This window comes from Myxococcus eversor (genome assembly GCF_010894455.1).
Classification (GTDB): Bacteria; Myxococcota; Myxococcia; order Myxococcales; family Myxococcaceae; genus Myxococcus; species Myxococcus eversor.
In genome coordinates this window covers 153389-170320 of record NZ_JAAIXY010000017.1, presented here as the reverse complement: position 1 = coordinate 170320, position 16932 = coordinate 153389, and the positions used below count along the sequence as shown (strand labels likewise).

Here is a 16932-nt window from a genome sequence, read left to right as displayed (position 1 = left end):
CGAAACTCGCCCCCCGGTTCAGCCGGGGTGCAGGGAGGAGCGAACCCAAGCGGGCGCTCCGTGGAGAGGGACATTGAAAACGCTGCAGAAGCTGGCCTTGACCGGCCTTATCTCCCTGAGTGCGCCCGCCTGGGCCAGTGACTTCGTGGACACGCGTCTGTCGTTCGTCTTCGCGGACGACAACGTGCTCGCGGGCTCGGGTGAGACCACTCCCAACAGCCCCAACGCTCGGTTTGGCGCGGGCAATCAGAACACCCAGTTCTACGACAACTTCAACACGCGCTTCTCCGGCTTCGAGTCGCTGTCGAACATCGTGCTCTACAAGCGGGCACCGGCGTTCTTCGAGGGACTGACGACGGAGGCGGCCCTGACGCTGCTGGTGCTGGAGCGCCCGAGCGGTCAGGTCGCCATCCAGGACAACTCCAGCTACATCCGGCTCAACTACCAGCCGCCGGGCTGGGGTGAGAAGGAAGGCATCTCGCTGGTCGGCTTCCCGGTGTCCGCGGACCGCTTCCGTCTGGGCTATGCGTACCGCATCTCCTGGGGTGGCAGCGGCGTGTTCACCACCCGCTCGGCGACCAACGGCGTACCGGGTGCCAAGCTGCAGATCACCCGCGACCGGTGGTACGCGTACGTGGGCGGCAAGACGGCGCTGGTGCAGAACGAGCTCATCCTCGAGGAGACGACGCTCTACGGCGTGATGGGCGGCGCGGGCGTGGACATCCTGGAGACGCTGCGCGTCGAGGCGGGCGGCGGCTACTTCCAGAAGGGCCTCGTCCCGGGTCTCGCGACCCTGGGTGTGGAGGCGCCGGTGAACGCCGCGGGCGTGTCCGGGCAGGTCGTCTACCACGTGGGTGTGCCCGTCGGCACGAGCGTGGACTTCCGGCTCTACAAGAATGACCCCGAAATCTACGAGCGCTTCTTCGCTCCGGAGAAGTACCCGGGTGGCCTGTCCTACTCCGTGTCGCTGGAAGGCAGCTACCTGTCCCAGACGCTGGAGAAGCCCGACCAGTTCGGCGCGACGGAGCCCCAGGGCGCCACGGCGCTGGCGCTGCAGGCCCGCGCGAAGCTGGGCTTCCTGCGCTTGAGCCTGCTCGGCCTGTACCGCAGCCTCTCCTACATCCAGTTCGACGTGCCGGGCTTCCCCCCGTTCCAGGACTTCCCCGAGGGTACGAAGCTGAACCCGGAGATGTTCCTGGCGTTGGGTGCGGACTACCACCTGTCGGAGCTGCACTTCACGCCGGGCTTCATCTTCGGCATCCAGCGTCCGGCGTCGTTCCGCAGTCCGACGCCCATCCTGGGTGGCAACAACCCGCCGCCGAACCTGCAGGGCACGCCCACCGTCGTGGTGCGTGACGTGAATCAGTTGAGCATCCTGCCGGAGACGTGCGGTGGTTCGGGCCCGTGCGGCGCGGAGCCCATCTACTCGGCCAAGGCGACGTTCCGTTGGGACCTGTCCGACTCCGTCGCGGCGGTCGGCGAGGTCTACTACACGTACGACACCAACCGGACCACGTTCCGGGACGACATCACCGGTGTGGCGCAGCCCACGTTCGAGAAGCCGCACGCGCTGGGCTTCAACACGCTGCTGCAGGCGCGCTTCTAACCCTCACACGGTTGAGCGGACATCGCGGCCCGGTTCCCTTTCCTGGGGACCGGGCCGTTGTCGTTGGAGCGCTCACGTCCCCTCTGGCCCCTCGAAGCACACCTGCGTGCACTCGGCCGAGCAAGCTCACAAGGGCGATTCCAATGGCTGTCATGGTTTGAGAACCCGAACTGCGGTAGTCCTCCATGGCGAACCGTTTCATACAAAATCAACGACGGCGGATTCAGCTCTCGCGGTTTCAGGCCATCTCGTTCGGCCCTCAATCACATACACCCTCGTCGCCCGACACCAAACAATGTCAGGACCCCACCTTTCCGGCGGGAGTCCTGCCCACTTGCCTGCCTCACGCCGAAGTCATGCGCACCACTTCGTCGAAGGCCGTGAGCCCCTGAGCCAGCTTGCGCACGGCGGCCTCGCGCAGGGTGCGCATGCCTCCGCGCCGGGCCACTTCCACCAGCTTCTCGTACGGCGCCTCACGTGAAATCTGCTCGCGCAGCTCTCCACCCGTGGTGACGATTTCGAAGACGCCCGTGCGACCCACGTAGCCCGTGCCTCGGCAGCGCACGCAGCCTGCTCCCTTGAGCAGACGCACCCCACCCGGCAGCAAGGGCAGCGGCGCCTGGAGTGCGAGCAGTTCGTCCGGCGTCAGCGTCGCCTCCTCCGCGCAATGACTGCACACGCGGCGCAACAGCCGCTGGGCCATGACGCCCAACAAGCACTGTGCCAGGAGGAACGACGGGACACCCAAATCCCTCATGCGCGCCACGGCGCCCAGCGCGTCGTTGGTGTGCAACGTGGAGAGGACGAGGTGTCCGGTGAGCGCGGACTGGATGGCATTCTCCGCCGTCTCCGCGTCGCGAATCTCGCCCACCATGATGACGTCCGGGTCCTGACGCAGGATGTGTCGCAGCGCCGTCGCGAAATCGAGCCCCAGCTTGGGCTGCACCTGCACCTGATTGAAGGCGTCCCACACCATTTCGATGGGATCTTCAATCGTGGTCACGTTGACGTCCGGTCCCGCGAGCGCCTTGAGCGCCGAGTAGAGCGTCGTCGTCTTGCCACTTCCCGTGGGCCCCGTGACGAGGATGAGCCCGTGGGGCTGGTCAATCCACGACTCGAAGGAGCTCTTCTCTTCCGGGTCGAAGCCAAGCTGGGCGATGTCCTGCACCAGCGTCTCCGGGTCGAAGATGCGGATGACCACCTTCTCGCCAAAGGCCGTAGGCAGCGTGCTGACGCGCAACTCCACCTCGCGCCCGTCCCGCTCCGTCTTGATGCGGCCATCCTGGGGCTTGCGCTTCTCGGAGATGTCGATGCGCGAGAGCATCTTCACGCGCGACACAATCGGCGGATGCACCTGCGCCGGCAGCGAATACACCGGGTGCAACACACCGTCGATGCGCAGCCGCACCATGCTGGTGGAGCGCTTGGGCTCGATGTGGATATCCGAAGCGCGGTTGTCGAAGGCGTAGCGCAGCAGGTAGTCCACCGCCTGCACCACCGGACGGTCCGACGCCTCCAGTTCCTGCGTGCCGCTGAGCGACACGAGTTGCTCGAAGTTGGCGACCTGTCCCCCACCCACCGCCACGCTGAAGTCATCCGCCGCCCGGGCCAACGTCCTCCCGAAGCCGTAGATGTCGGAGATGGACTTGAGGATGTCCGCCTTCGCGCTCAGCACCGGCTCCACCGGCAAACCCGTGAGGCGGTGGAAGCTCTCGAACAGCTCCCGGTCGAACGGGTTGGCCACCGCCACCAGCAACCGCCCCTGCACCGTGCGCTCCAGCGGGAGCAACACGTGCTTCTGCGCATACGGCCGCGACACCGTGCGCGTGGCCAGCGTCATGTCCAGCTTCAGCGGGTCTATCTTCCGGTAGGCGATGCCAGCGGCACGAGCGGCCGCCTCCGTGACGCGGTCCTCGTCCAGCACGCCCCGGCCATTGGCCAGGGGCACCTGGAAGGCGGCCACCACCTCGACAGGCGACACGTCGTAGCGCGCCGCCTCCTTGCCAATCGCGGCCGTCTGCGCCTTGAGGACTCGCGCTCGCGCGGCCCCCTCCTTCGCGAGGACCTCCTGGGCCTGCTGGGGCGTCAACAGCCCCTGCCCCACCAGCGCCTCCAGCACGAAGAGCGTGGTGAAGTCATCCCGGCTCCTCGGGGGAGGATTCCCCGGGCCGCTCACTGCTTGTGCCAAGTCCGTCTCCTTCCCGCCACCAACAGCAGCAGGACCAACCCACCGAGGAAGGCCGCCGCCGACACGGGAGCGCCCGTACAACCACAGCCATCCGGCCCCGTGGTGCTGCCCTTGGGCGGCCCCGCGTCCACGGGCGGAGGCGGCTGAGAGCCACCATCGTTGCACAGCGTGCAAGGCCCGGCGTCCGGCCGCGCCTGAGGATCGTAACAGGTGCCGCCACTCGCACAGAGCATGTTGGGCGCGCAGTCCTGATTCGTGACACAGACAGGCAAGCAGGCGGAGCCGCCCTGCTCCACCGAGCCACACCGCAGCGTCGCGGGGCATGAGCTGGCGGAGCACGCCCGGACGCAGGCCCGCTCACCCTCCTTGTTCACCACCTGACACGACGTGCCTCCAGGGCAGGAGCACGCGGAGACAGAGCACTGCTGCGCGCACACGCCCTGCGTGCCGCCTTCCGCGAAAAGGCAGTACTGGTTGGTGCCACACTCGGCGTTCGCGGTGCACGCGTCGCCCACCTGCTTGCCGGCGGCCTGCCTCGGAACACAGACACGGTCACACGTCCGGCAGACAGAGTTGCTGTCACAGTCCAGGTCGCCGTAGCAGCCAGGGACGCAGAGGTTGCCCTCGGGCCGGGCCTCACACGTATAGCCAGGGCGGCAGTCGCTGCCCCCGAGCGTACAGTCCTTGAGACAGATGGAACCCTGTCCCGCCACCACGGAGCACCCCGAGCCCGCGGGGCACGAGTTCGAACCGCTGCACGTCTCGGTGCAGTAGCCCTCGTCCCACCGGTCGAACTCGCCATTGCCCGACGGCGCGGACACCGGGGCGATGCAGACGCCATTCGTGGTGGCGCAGCTCCTCGGGCCAGGCGTGCACTCGCGGCCCACCGGCGTGACACCGTCGGGAAGGGCTGGCAGACAGGCCCGGGTGTACCCGGAGACCGCGGAGGACTCGCGACAGACATAGGGGGCCGGACACTCGGCGGTGGCGTTGCCGAAGCAGCCCTTCGCGCAGACCTTGAGGTCCTTGCCGGAGACGGTGGACGGCGCGGTGACACACGTCAGGCCGGTGGTGCACGCGGTGCTGTCACAGGGTGAACCGACAGCGCCCGTCTTCGGATAGAAGCGGCACAGCGCCGTCCTGTCGTAGTCCGCGAGGTTGCGCCGGCTCACTCCCGCCGGCAGGTCGAAGAACATCACCGCGCCAATCGCCTCGAAGGAGTCACCCAGGCCGAGGCAGTGGCCAATCTCATGCGTCAGCACGCTCTGGATGTCGTAGTGACCCGCGGGCGTGGGCGTCGTCGTGGACCAGTCGAAGTCCACCGCGTTGAGGAAGATGTCGCACTGGTACACGTAGCCGCTGAACGTCAGCGGCCTGGCGGCGGAAGGCCGGTCTCCACCGTTGAGCGTGTCCGTGTAGCGAGGGTCGCTCGCGCTCGTCACCCAGACGGGCACCACGTTGAAGCGGTCACCCGGGTCATTGACGTTCGCCATGGGCGAGCCCGTCGTGGCCACTCCACCATCGGGGAAGGAGAACGTCGGCCAGGAGCAGCTGACCTGCCACGTCTGCGCGGCCGCCTGACTGGCCGCCACCACCAGGCTGAGGTCATTGCCTCCGGGCTGGGACTGTCGGCCGTCCACGTAGAAGACGAAGGGGTCCGCGGGAGTGCTGAGCACCCGGTAGCCCAGGTCCCTGTATTCCAGCACCTGTTGCGCCGCCGCCGTGACGGACAACAACAACCCGAGTACGACGGCGCTCCGCTGCGAACCCCGAATCATCGAAGACCCCTCCGCGTCGTCCAGCACCGGGCACGCATTCGCCCGGACTTCGACGGGAAGGGCAGTCTACCCGCGAACAGCGCGTCGAGCCGCATCCCCCCTACTTCACCGGGGGAGCTTCCACCTGGCCGCGAACCGCGCGCACCGTCGCATCCACCAGCGACTCCGGCGTGGGCTTCTCCGCGACGGCCGTGGCCGGCAGCCCGAGCTGCTCCAGCGCCGACGCCGTGGTGGGACCAATCGCCACCACCCGCGCGGGCCCCAATCGCTCACGCCCCGCGGCGTCCAGGAAGGCCTCGGCGGTGCGCGGCGAGGCGAACACCGCCACGTCCGGCGGTGACTCGGTGAGCAGCGCCAGCGCCTCCGAGGGCACCTCCGCCGGCAGGGAGCGATAGGCCGTCACGCGGGTGACGAGCACGCCCGCGTCGCGCAGCGCCTCCTCCAACTCGCGCCGCCCCTCCTCCGCCGCGGGCAACAGCACCTCGTCACCCGATTGGAGTCCGTCCTTGAGCATCTCGAAGAGCGCCTGCCCCGTGCCCTCGTCCGGCTCCGCGGCGACGTCCAGGCCATAGCTCCGCATGGCGCGCGCCGTCCGAGGCCCCACCGCCGCCAGCTTCACGCGGGAGAGCCGCTGCGCCGTGCCCGCCTCGCGCAGCGCGTCCATCAGCGCGTCGACCGCGGAGGGACTCGCGAACACCACCCAGCGATAGCGCTGGATGTGCTCGGCGGCGGACGCCAGCGGACGTGGGTCCTCCGGGGGACGCAGCTCCAGGAGCGGAAGGCTGAGCACCTCCGCGCCCTCGTCCTCCAGGAGGAAACACAGCTCCTCGGCCCGCTCACGCGGGCGCGTCACCAAGACTCGGATGCCTTCCAGTCGCCGTTCCACGCGGGCGGCAGTCTAGGGCCGTGCGTCCGGACGGCGAGCGAAATCACGCAGGATGTCCGCCGCGCCCTGCGACAAGAGGTTGTCGGCCAGGGCCTCGCCCAGCTCCCTCGCCCGAGCCACCGGCCCACGAACCTCGCCCCGCACCACCCGTGCGCCATCCGGCCGGCCCACCAGTCCGCGCAGGTGCACGAAGCCCTCGGACACCGTGGCATGCCCCGCCAGCGGCACCGTGCAGCCCCCCTCCAGCTTCGCCAACAGCGCGCGCTCGGCCGTCACCGCCACACGCGTCGTCGCATCCTCCAGTGGCGCGAGCAGCGCGCACACGCGCGTGTCCTCCCCCCGACACTGGATGGCGAGCACGCCCTGCCCCACCGCGGGCAGGCTCACGTCGGTGGACAGCACCTGGGTGATGACGTCCTCCAGCCCCAGGCGCTTGAGCCCCGCGTACGCCAGCACTGCGCCCGCGAGTCCCAGCTCCTTCGTCTTCTGCAAGCGCGTCTGCACGTTGCCGCGCAGGCTGACGATTTCCAGGTCCGGCCGCCGCGAGCGCAGGATGCAGCTGCGGCGCAGCGACGACGTGCCCACGCGCGCGCCCTGGGGAAGCGAGTCCAACGTCAGTCCCGAGAGGCCACAGAAGGCATCGCGAGGGTCCTCGCGCGTCGGCACCGCCGCGAGGATGAGGCCCTCCGGCAGCTCGGACGTCATGTCCTTCAGGCTGTGCACCGCGAGGTCCGCGCGACCATCGATGAGCGCCTGCTCGATCTCCTTCACGAACAGGCCCTTGCCGCCCACCGCGGACAGCGGCGCGGACAGGAAGCGGTCTCCCTCGGTGGACAGCTCCACCAGGGATACCTCCAGGCCCGGATGATGCGAGGCCAGGAGCGCGCCCACGTGGCGGGCCTGCCAGAGCGCCAGCGGGCTCTGTCGGGTGGCGATACGCACGGTCTTCATCGCTTGGCCCCCGTCGCGAGCTGCTGCGGAACCGGCGCCATGGAAGAGGCCTCCGAGTCCGCCGCCTCCATCTCCGCTTCCAGGAGCCCGAACAGCTCCGCGGCGGCACCCGCCAGGCGATTGCCCTCACCCTCCGGCCCCACGGCGCGCAGCCGCGAGGTGGGCTCATGCAGCAGCTTGTTCACGATGGCGCGTCCCATGGCCTCGATGCTCTTGCGCTGCTTGTCCGTCAGCCCGTCACCCAGCGACGTCAGCGTGCGCTCCACCTCCGTGCGGGCAATGGCCTCCGCGCGCTGACGCAGCCTCGCGAGCACTGGCATCCCCTCGCGCAGCGCGCGCTCCTTGACGAAGCGGGCCACCTCCTGCGCCACCAGCACGCCCGCCTTGTGCGCCTCCTCGGCGCGCGCGGCCGCGTTGTCCGCGACGAACTTCTGGATGTCGTCCACGTCGTAGGCGTGCACCCAGTCCAGCGTGCCCACCCCGGGGTCGATGTCTCGCGGCACCGCCAGGTCCACCATGAACAGCGGCCGGCCCTTGCGACCCTTGCCCACCGCGCCCACGTTCTCCCGGGTGAACAGCGGCACGGGCGACGCGGTGCTGCACACCACCACGTCCGCGGCGCCCAGGAGCGAGAACAGCTCCTCGAAGGGCCGCGCCACTCCGCCCACCTCCATCGCCAACGCCTCCGCGCGAGCCAACGTCCGGTTGGTGATGAACAACTTCGTCGCACCCGCCTGTTGCAGATGGCGCGCCGCCAGCTCTCCCATCTCCCCCGCTCCCACCACCAACACCGTCTTGCCCTTCAAGCCGTCGAACACCTTGCTGGCCAGTTGCACCGCCGCCGACGCCATGGACGTCGCCGCGCGGCCGATGGCCGTCTCCGTGCGCACCCGCTTGGCGCAACCGAACGCCGCCGCGCACGCACGCGTCAACTCACCCCGCACCGCCCCCGCGCCCTGCCCCCGCTCGAAGGAGTCCTTCACCTGTCCCAGAATCTGCGCCTCGCCCAGCACCATCGAATCCAGGCTGGACGCCACCCGGAACAAATGGATGAGGGCCGCCTCGCCCCGGTGCTCGTAGAGGTGGTCCAACGCCTCGTCCCCGCCCAGGGCCCGCAGCTCCGACACCGCGCGCTCCCGCGCGAGCATCCCGTCCGGCGCGGAGAGATAGACCTCCACCCGATTGCAGGTAGACACCCAGAGCACCTCCACCGGCGACTGGGCCAGGCGCTGGAGCACCTCCACCTGACGCGACTCGGACAAGGCCAGCCGCTCGCGCACCACCAGGGGCGCCGTGCGGTGGGACAGGCCAATGCAGACGAGCTCCATACTCAGGGAATCCTCATGGCGGCCGCCGTGCTCGAAGTCACGTCGTACGAGGTGAGGAACGACACCAGCACCAGACAGAACCCCGCCATGGTCAGCAACGCCACCCGGCGCCCCCGCCAGCCCGCGAAGATGCGCGCGTTGACGATCGCCGCGAAGACGGCCCACGCCACCACCGTGGCAATCGACTTGCCATCCCATTGCCAGCCGATGGTGGAGGCGACGAAGAACGCCCCCGTCGCCAGGGTGATGGACAGCGCGATGAAGCCCCACACCACCAAACGCCGATTGAGGGTGTCCAGGAACTCCAACGACGGAAGCCGGGAGAAGAGCAGGCCGAAGCGCTTGGCGCGCACCTGCCGCTCCATCAAGAGGTACATGACCCCCACGCCCGCGGCCACCGCGAACGCGGCCAACCCCAGGAGCGCCAGGGTGATGTGCAACGGCAACAGCGGCTGTCTCACGCCCGGTGGAAGCGGCGACTGCCCTCCGTTCATCAAGAGCCCGGGTATCAGCACCGTCACGGCCAGGGGCGTGAGGAACGCGCCGATGACGGGGCGGCGGTAGCGCACATCCAGGGCCAGGAAGATGGCCAGCAGCAGGAAGGCCAGCGTGGAGAAGCCCTGGGCCATGCCCACGGGCCGGCCGGACTGGGCTCCGAGCAGCTCGAAGAGGGCCACCCCGTGCAGCACGAGCCCCCCGCCCACCAGCACGCGCCCGGCCATGGCCAGCGCATCCGACTGGCGGACCAGGTAGGCCAGATAGGCCACGGCGGCGATGCCGTAGGCGTGGCAGGCGAGCGATACGAGCGTGTGGCTCATGGATTCAGGCAATAACCGTGACAGACGGGCGAATCAGCCCATCTTGTTGAGAAGGAACGCCGCCAACAGGTCGGTCTCCGAATCGGGTTTCTTGCCCGCCGCCTCCGGCTTCGGCGCCCCGGAGGGCACCTCCGTCACATACCCCGGAACGACCTCGTAGGCGGACTCCCCCACCAGCACCGAGTCGGCCATCTGCTCGGCCCCCAGCCGGGAGAGCTGCTCCTCGGTCTTCACCTTGGCCACCAGGCCGTGGGTGTCCTCGCCCGACACGAGCTGCAGGAAATGCACGGCTGGGGAGACGGCGAAGGCGGTGCCGCCCTCGGCCATGACCACCAGCCGGCCGTCCTTCACGTCCGCTTTGTCCGCCAGTGCCCACTCCTCGAGCTGGGACTGGGGCAGGAAGAGCTTCGTCACGTCCGCCAGCCTACACCAGCGCCGGGCTTGAAGGGGGAGCCGTTCGGAATGCCGGGTGAAACCCGCGCTTTCCCACCGCATCATTCCTGGCGGATCGGTCGGAGGTCCGCCGATTCTTGCAGGCCCCCGGGGCACGTACTAGACGACGCGCCGTGCAGGCCGGAGAGGGCCCGAAGGAGACACCATGGCAGGCGACAACGTGACACAGGTCGGAGATGGCGACTTCAAGCAGCTGGTGCTGGACTCCCAGGAGCCCGTGCTGGTGGACTTCTGGGCGACCTGGTGCGCGCCGTGCCGCGCCATCGCCCCATCCATCGACGCGCTCGCCACCCAGTATGGCGGTCAGGTGAAGTTCACCAAGCTGAACATCGACGACAACCAGCAGACGCCGCAGGACTACGGCATCCGGTCCATCCCCACGCTCCTGCTCTTCAAGGGCGGCAAGGTCGTGGAGCAGATTGTCGGCGCCGTCCCCAAGGCGCGCATCGAAGACGCCATCAAGAAGGCGCTGTAAGCCGCTTCGCCGGGCCTGCGCGCACGTGAGGACGCTTTGTCCCGCGCGCGCCTCGCCCGGCGATTCTGTTTGTCGACGCGGAGCGCCAGCCCGCTGCCCGGCTGAGGGATGCGAGAAACGTCCCCCCGGAGCGCCTGCCCTGCCTGGTGCCGCCCACCCTCGTGAGCTCCGATTCATGGCTTGTGAGCGGATCCTTCTCGCGAGCCCGGAACCGTTGGAGCAGCGGCTTTGCCCGCCCCCGTCCTGACTCAACTCAACCCAAGTCTCGGGCGAGCCTTCAGCGATTTCTCAGACTCCGCGTCATTTTCACCCCTGCGGACAAATCCAGCTCGGATACCGAATCGTCGTCCCGCTCGCCTGTGGGAAACACGTATCCCTTTGCAGTCTTGTCATCAATTTTCCGCGCGGGTTTGCGAGTCATACGAGACCCCTCCCTGGTTGTATTGACAGCGTTGACATCCACCGCCAAATAGGCGCATTGGAAGCCTTGTTTGTTTTGACTGTTTTCACGGGAGTTTTCATGGCACGACCACGTAAGGAGTTGTCGAAGGTCCCCCTGACCCCCGCATTGGTGAATTGGGCGGAAGCGCTTGGCGATGCGATTGGCCGAGGCGTCCTCCGAGCCATGAACCAAGGCATGCCCACGGGTGGCAACAGCAACGGCATGGCGGCGAGTCGTCGTCGTGGCCGGCCACCCAAGGCCCTTGCGGGCAACATGGTGGCGTCTGACCGGCGCTGCACGATGCCGGACTGCACGCGTGAGCAGCGCTCGAAGGGGCTGTGTTCAGCGCATTACCAGGCCGAGCGGCGGCGTCTGTTGGCGGGTGGCAAGCCCGCCTGAGACACGCGGTTCGAGGTGGCGCCCACGGCCCTGGGCGAGCCGCCGCTCAATTCGTTACTTGGTCTGCCAGGGGTCCGCTTCGGTGCTCGTGGCCTTGAGCAGCTCCCACGCCGAAAGGACATCCACCACCCGCTCCAACTCGTTGGGCAGTGAACGCGCCCGCTGGGAGCTCAGGTAGTCCTCCGCGAACGCTCGCAGCCGGGCTCCCACGAAGAGCCGTGCCAGGGCGACCTCCGTCTGGCCACTGAAGTCGAGGAAGCGGATGCCGAAGCCGCTGCGGCCCTCGGGCCCGTCCCCGCGCTCCTCCCGGACGATTTGCGCCCGCGCCCGCACCGGCGAGGCTCCCGGCTCCAGGAGGAAGCTCACGCCCAGCACCGTGCCCATGGGCAGGTAGAAGGTGCTCTCCAGGAAGGCCCCGCTGACGCTGACGTTGATGGACGCCAGGCTCGCCGCGAAGCGCCGCCCGCCTTCCTCGTCATCCACCCAGACCTCGAAGCGCGTCGTCAGCTGCGCCCGGGGGAACTCCCGGTGCTCGGATTCGCCCTGGTTGCGCTCGATGATGGGAGCGAACGTCGGAAGCAGCGGCGGCGAGGCCACCGGCCGTCGCACCTCTTCCTTCGCCACGACGGGGGCCCTCGCCACGGGCGGTGGCGCCGCGGGCTTCACGTCCCTCGTCGCCACGGGAATCTCCGCCACGCGGACACTCCCACTCACCTTCTGCCCGACCTTCCTCTGCATGCCTGACCTCCACCGGCCCGAGAGGGACTCGCCCTCCCCCCGGAATTGGTGGGGTGATTCATACACCACCCGCGAGTCGCCGCCAGCGCCCCGCACCATCTTCGGAGCGCCCGCTTCAGCGTCGCGTGTCGCGGCGTCTCAGAACATGTGACGCCGCATGCTGATGTTCACCAGCAAGCCAATGCTGAGCATCACGGACATCATGGAAGACCCGCCATAACTCATCAGTGGCAGGGTGATTCCCGTCACCGGGAGCAGACCGATGACCATGCCGATGTTCTCGAACACCTGCCAGAAGAGCATGGCGACGACGCCCACGGCCACGAAGGCGCCGAACCTGTCCCGGGCGTTGAACCCCACGCCCAGGCCGAAGATGAAGATGGCGCCGTAGAGCACGAGCAGCACCGTGCACAACACGAAGCCGTGCTCCTCCGCCCACACGGAGAAGATGAAGTCGGTGTGCTGCTCGGGCAGGAAGCGAAGGCCCGTCTGGGTGCCCTCGCGCCAGCCCTTGCCGGACACGCCGCCGCTGCCCACCGCGATTTTCGACTGGGCCGCGTGGTACCCGCTGCCGCGCAGGTCCGCCTCCGGGTCCAACCAGCCGGAGATGCGCTGGCTCTGGTGCTTCTTCAGGTGGTGCCGGACGATGGTGGGCCGGGGCTCGGGCACGTCGCGGACGTAGTCGTTCCAGATGACGATGGCACCCGCGAGGATGGCCGCGACCAGCGTGGCGACCAGGTACCAGCGCACCTTGCCGAAGAGGATGACGGTGAGCGAGGACAGGCCAATCATCAGCGCCGTGCCCAGGTCCGGCTGGACGAGCACGAGGATGAAGGGCACGCCCACCACCAAGAGCGGCTTCCACAGGCGCACCAGGCCGTAGGACGGCTCATTGGGGCGGAAGTCGTCGTGGTAGACCTTGGCCAGCATCAGCACGACGCCAATCTTCATGAACTCCGCGGGCTGGAGGCGGAACGGGCCGATGACGAACCAGCTCTCCGCGCCCTTCGCCGTGTGGCCGATGAAGCGCAAGGCGATGAGCGCCAGGATGTTGGAGACGTAGATGGGCAGCGCCATGCGCTGAATCCAGCGGTAGTCCACCAGGCACACCACCAGCACGGCGACGACGCCCAGCCCCAGGTACAGCGCCTGGCTGGACCACACCGGCGCGAGCGGGGGGCGCGACGCCGAGGCGAGGTTCCAGATGCCCAGGAGGGACACGCCCAGCACACAGACGATGAGCCCCCACGGGACGTGGGGCACCATCCGCCGCTCAATCCTGAGTTGCACGGGTGTCCTCCGAAACCTCTTCGTCGCCCGGGAGCAGCTTCGGGGGCTTCACGCCGCGCGTCAGGGCCGCCTCGTCCGGAGACGGAGCGCGCAGGACCGAGGGGGTATAGGGCTGGTTGGGACGCGGCGGCGGCGCCGTGGCGTCCAGCTTCTTCAGGTCCAGGTACTTCTGGATGATGGCCATCGCCGTCGGCGCGGCGTCCGAGCCGCCATGGCCTCCGTGCTCGTTGAGCACCACGACGGCGATCTCCGGCTTGTCCGCCGGGGCGAAGCCCGCGAACCAGGCGTGGTCTCTCTCGAAGTAGCTCATCTGGTGCGTCTTGAGCCGGATGGCCCCCAGGCGCGCCACCTGGGCGGTGCCCGTCTTCGCCGCGATGAGGACGTCCTGGTCGCGCATGAACTTGAGGCGGGTGCGGTAGGAGGTGCCGCCCGGCTCGTGGGCCACCTTCACCAGGCCCTCGATGACGGCCTTCAGGTGCGCGGGGGACAGCTCCACCCGGCGGACGACTTCCGGCTTGAACTCCTGGATGATCTGCCCGTCCAGGTTCTCCAACCGCTGCACCATCTGCGGCTTGTAGAGCGTGCCGCCATTGGCGATGGCCGCGTACATCAGCGCGAGTTGGAGCGGCGTGACGTTGTTGTCACCCTGGCCGATGGCGCTGTTGAGCGCCATGCCCTTGGTGTAGCCGCCCGGCGAGGCTTTGTCGTGGTACGCGCTGGTCGGCATGATGCCGGGCACCTCCGCCACCACGTTGATGCCGGTGGGGCTGCCCAGGCCCAGCGACTTGCCCATCTCTCCAATGGGGTCCAGGCCGATGGTGTCCGCGACCTTGTAGAACCACGTGTCACACGAGCTCTTCATCGCGTCCAGGCCGTTGACCGGGCCGTGGCCCCGGTCCAGGTGGCAGCGCCACGTGCGCGCGCCCAGCCGGTAGCCACCGGGGCAGTTCACCACCGTCTCCGGACGGAACACGCCGGACTTGAACGCCGCCAGCGCGGTGACGACCTTGAACGTGGAGCCCGGGCTGTAGTGCTCCGCGGCCACGCGGTTGACCATGGGTTCCAGCGGATCTCTCGACAGCTGCGCCATCTGCGTGGGCGTCACGCGGCCCGTCAGGAGATTGGGGTCGAAGCCGGGCCGCGACACCAGCGCGCGGATGAAGCCCGTATTCACGTCGATGGCGACGACGGCGCCCGTCACGCCAGGGAAGGCGCGCTCCGCCTCTTCCTGCAGGCGCATGTCGATGGACAGCACCACGTTGCTGCCCGCCTGGGGCTGCACCACGGCGTTGTCGCCCAGCTTGACGTTGAGCTCTTCAATCTTCTGGCCGCGCGCGTTGACGACCTCCTTGCGCACGCCGTCCTGGCCGCGCAGGCGCTGCTCGAAGTAGCGCTCCAGGCCGCGCCGGCCGATGTAGTCCCCCAGCGCGTAGCGCGAGCCGTCGCCGTTGAGGCGCTCCAGTTCCTCCTGGGTGATTTCGTTCATGTAGCCCAGCACGTGCGACAGCACCGTGTTGGTCCGGTAGTGGCGGTGAGGCACGGGGGCCACTTCCACGCCGTCCAGGATGTCGCGGCGGGCGGCCAGCCGGTCGTACTCGTCCCGCGTCAGGTCCACGCGCACCGGCACCGGCTGGAAGGGCGCGTTGCGGCGGCCCTGGCGCACCAGGTCCTCCACCTTCTTCGCCTGGTCGGCGTCCCACTGGAGCAACTCCGCCAGCCGGGGGATGACCTGCTCGGAGCAGTCGGTGCAGAAGGCGGGCGTGACGACGGCGTCGAAGGACGGGCGGCTGTCGACGAGGATGGTGCCGCGCGCGTCCTTGATGACGCCCCGGTCGGCGCGCAGGCGCACCTCCTTGACGAAGTTGGCCACGCTCTTGGCGGAGTACTCCTCGCCCCGGGTGATTTGCAGCCGATAGAGCTGGATGGACAACAGGCCCAGCCCCACCGTCATGGCCAGGCCCAGCCAGAGGAAGCGCCGACGCAGCTCGCGGCCCGGCGTCGTGTTGCCCAGCGTGGGAGGCGTCACCTCAGCAACCCCGCCGGACGGTCCTGCGCCGCCTCGAAGCGCCGCAACAACGGGAAGAGCGCCAGCGCCGCGGCCCCCGTGAGCGCCACCTGCACCGGCAGGCCCGCCAGCACCGGCCCCGTGCCGCCGTCCTTCACCGTCAGCCAGGTGAAGAAGGTCGCCAGCAGGCCGTGCCCCACATCCGCGCCCATGGCGAACAGCGCGAAGGACAGGCCGCCGCGCACGTCGACGAAGGTCGCGACCAGCCGCCCCACCAGGAAGGTGAAGACAGCGAGGAAGGTGAACAGCCCCGTGGGCTGTCCGCTCATCAAGTCCAACAGGTAGCCCACCGCGAACGCGGAGAAGGCGCCTTCCAGCAGCGTGGCGCGCAGGGCGAGGAACGCCACCAGCACCACGGTGACGTCGATGCGGCCGAGCACCAGGCCCGCCTGCTTGACGACCACGGACTCCAGCGTGAGCAGCGCCAGCGCGATGCCCACCGTCACCAGGAACTTCATTTCGACGCACCCTCCGCCGCGCTGCCCTGCGCCATCGCGCTGTAGGGACTGCCCACCACCAACACCTCTTCCAGCTTGCTGGTGTCCACCGCCGGCACGATGTCCCCACCCTGGAACATGCCGTGCTCCTTCTTCTCTAGATGGGTCACCCGGCCCACCACCAGCCCCGGTGGGTAGATGCCATCCGTGCCCGAGGTGATGATGAGGTCGCCGTTGTCCACGTCCTCGGTGCGCAGCATGTTCTCCAGCTTCAAAGGTCCGCTGCCAGCACCCGACGCCGTGCCTCGCGCCCTGGAGCGTTGCACCCTCACCGCCACCCGGCTCTGCGTGTCCGTCACCAACGCCACGTCCGAATAGCTCCCCGTGGCCCGGATGACCTGTCCCACGATTCCATCCGGCGTCACCACCGACATGCCCCGGAAGACGCCCTCCTTCTCCCCCGCGCTGATGCGCACCGACAGGAGCTTGGCCACCGGGTTGACTCCCACCACCCGCGCCGGAATCTCCGGCCCCGCCGCCGCCTCCGCGTAGCCCAACAGCTTGCGCAGCCGCTCGTTCTCCGTGCGCGACTCGCCCAGCGCCTGCACCGAGGCGCGGAGCTGGAGGTTCTCCAGACGCAGGGTGTCATTCTCCTGCCGGACGCCGCGCAAATCCAGGTAGTGGCGCACCGCCGACACCGTGCCTTCGATGGAGGCCGTGAGCACCTGCTGGACGGGCGACGTCACCGCGATGACCGCCCGGTCGATGGGATTGGGGTCCCTGCCCTTGCGCCCGCTGAGCAGGAAGGCGACCAGCGGGTAGAGCAGTAGGACGCCGACCAGGAGGGGGCGCCGATATCGCTTGAGGAGCGACAGCACAGAGGGGAATTCCGGGGTGGGAGGGAAGTGCGGAGGGTGGGGGTCGGCGCTAAACTCTCTAAATCGCTTGCATTTTCCGGTGCAGTGTCCTAGGCAGTCAAGGCCCTGTGACGGGGGTGGCCGCAGGTCAACCACCCTTCGGCCGGGCTACCAACAACACCGCGTCGCGAGTCCTTCCGCACGACTTTTCTCGGCGCGTT

15 protein-coding genes are annotated in these 16932 nt (G+C 68.6%); 3 read left to right on the top strand and 12 right to left on the bottom strand.

Translation table 11 applies throughout. The features are described from left to right. Positions 1–73: 73 nt before the first annotated feature. On the top strand, positions 74–1606 hold the full coding sequence (locus G4D83_RS30660; RefSeq protein ID WP_163868406.1) for a hypothetical protein: 1533 nt from the start codon (positions 74–76) through the stop codon (positions 1604–1606). 343 nt (positions 1607–1949) lie between these two features. Here the strand turns inward: G4D83_RS30660 and G4D83_RS30655 are convergent, their stop codons facing one another. The 7 genes from G4D83_RS30655 to G4D83_RS30625 all read right to left on the bottom strand — a co-directional run bounded on the left by G4D83_RS30655 (position 1950) and on the right by G4D83_RS30625 (position 9969). Continuing rightward, positions 1950–3794: a GspE/PulE family protein gene (locus tag G4D83_RS30655; protein ID WP_163868405.1), complete on the bottom strand. Its 1845-nt coding sequence runs from the start codon at positions 3792–3794 to the stop codon at positions 1950–1952. Next, complete coding sequence (locus tag G4D83_RS30650) at positions 3779–5572, bottom strand: zinc metalloprotease (protein WP_163868404.1); 1794 nt, start codon at positions 5570–5572, stop codon at positions 3779–3781. The genes G4D83_RS30655 and G4D83_RS30650 overlap by 16 nt, the downstream gene beginning before the upstream one ends. 100 nt (positions 5573–5672) lie before the next feature. Continuing rightward, positions 5673–6428 (bottom strand): uroporphyrinogen-III synthase, encoded by a 756-nt coding sequence (locus G4D83_RS30645; RefSeq protein WP_217911111.1) that lies wholly within the window; start codon positions 6426–6428, stop codon positions 5673–5675. 42 nt (positions 6429–6470) lie between these two features. Next, entirely contained in the window at positions 6471–7409 is a 939-nt protein-coding gene (hemC, locus tag G4D83_RS30640; protein WP_163868402.1) for a hydroxymethylbilane synthase, read from the bottom strand. Beyond that, complete coding sequence (hemA, locus tag G4D83_RS30635) at positions 7406–8737, bottom strand: glutamyl-tRNA reductase (RefSeq protein ID WP_163868401.1); 1332 nt, start codon at positions 8735–8737, stop codon at positions 7406–7408. Before hemA ends, hemC begins: the two co-directional genes overlap by 4 nt. Before the next feature lie 2 nt (positions 8738–8739). Beyond that, positions 8740–9555: a cytochrome C assembly family protein gene (locus tag G4D83_RS30630; protein WP_163868400.1), complete on the bottom strand. Its 816-nt coding sequence runs from the start codon at positions 9553–9555 to the stop codon at positions 8740–8742. Between the two features lie 33 nt (positions 9556–9588). Further along, positions 9589–9969 carry a hypothetical protein gene (locus G4D83_RS30625; RefSeq protein ID WP_163868399.1) on the bottom strand — a complete coding sequence of 127 codons (381 nt, stop codon included), beginning with the start codon at positions 9967–9969 and terminating at the stop codon, positions 9589–9591. Between the two features lie 184 nt (positions 9970–10153). Between G4D83_RS30625 and trxA the strand changes: the two genes are divergently transcribed. Further along, complete coding sequence (gene trxA, locus G4D83_RS30620; RefSeq protein WP_163868398.1) at positions 10154–10483, top strand: thioredoxin; 330 nt, start codon at positions 10154–10156, stop codon at positions 10481–10483. Between the two features lie 625 nt (positions 10484–11108). Continuing rightward, a complete protein-coding gene (locus G4D83_RS30615) occupies positions 11109–11324 on the top strand; it encodes a hypothetical protein (RefSeq protein ID WP_240356761.1) in 216 nt (71 codons plus the stop codon). A 54-nt stretch (positions 11325–11378) separates the two neighbouring features. Here the strand turns inward: G4D83_RS30615 and G4D83_RS30610 are convergent, their stop codons facing one another. The 5 genes from G4D83_RS30610 to mreC all read right to left on the bottom strand — a co-directional run bounded on the left by G4D83_RS30610 (position 11379) and on the right by mreC (position 16732). Then, on the bottom strand, positions 11379–12062 hold the full coding sequence (locus G4D83_RS30610) for a PilZ domain-containing protein (RefSeq protein ID WP_163868396.1): 684 nt from the start codon (positions 12060–12062) through the stop codon (positions 11379–11381). A gap of 138 nt (positions 12063–12200) precedes the next feature. Then, the gene (rodA, locus tag G4D83_RS30605) at positions 12201–13328 is read right to left on the bottom strand and encodes a rod shape-determining protein RodA (protein ID WP_205522753.1); all 1128 of its coding nucleotides are present in this window, start codon (positions 13326–13328) and stop codon (positions 12201–12203) included. A 7-nt stretch (positions 13329–13335) separates the two neighbouring features. Further along, on the bottom strand, positions 13336–15378 hold the full coding sequence (gene mrdA / locus G4D83_RS30600) for a penicillin-binding protein 2 (protein ID WP_163868394.1): 2043 nt from the start codon (positions 15376–15378) through the stop codon (positions 13336–13338). After that, positions 15375–15875 carry a hypothetical protein gene (locus G4D83_RS30595; RefSeq protein WP_163868393.1) on the bottom strand — a complete coding sequence of 167 codons (501 nt, stop codon included), beginning with the start codon at positions 15873–15875 and terminating at the stop codon, positions 15375–15377. Before G4D83_RS30595 ends, mrdA begins: the two co-directional genes overlap by 4 nt. Beyond that, positions 15872–16732: a rod shape-determining protein MreC gene (gene mreC, locus G4D83_RS30590; protein WP_163868392.1), complete on the bottom strand. Its 861-nt coding sequence runs from the start codon at positions 16730–16732 to the stop codon at positions 15872–15874. Before mreC ends, G4D83_RS30595 begins: the two co-directional genes overlap by 4 nt. Between the last annotated feature and the right edge of the window lie 200 nt (positions 16733–16932).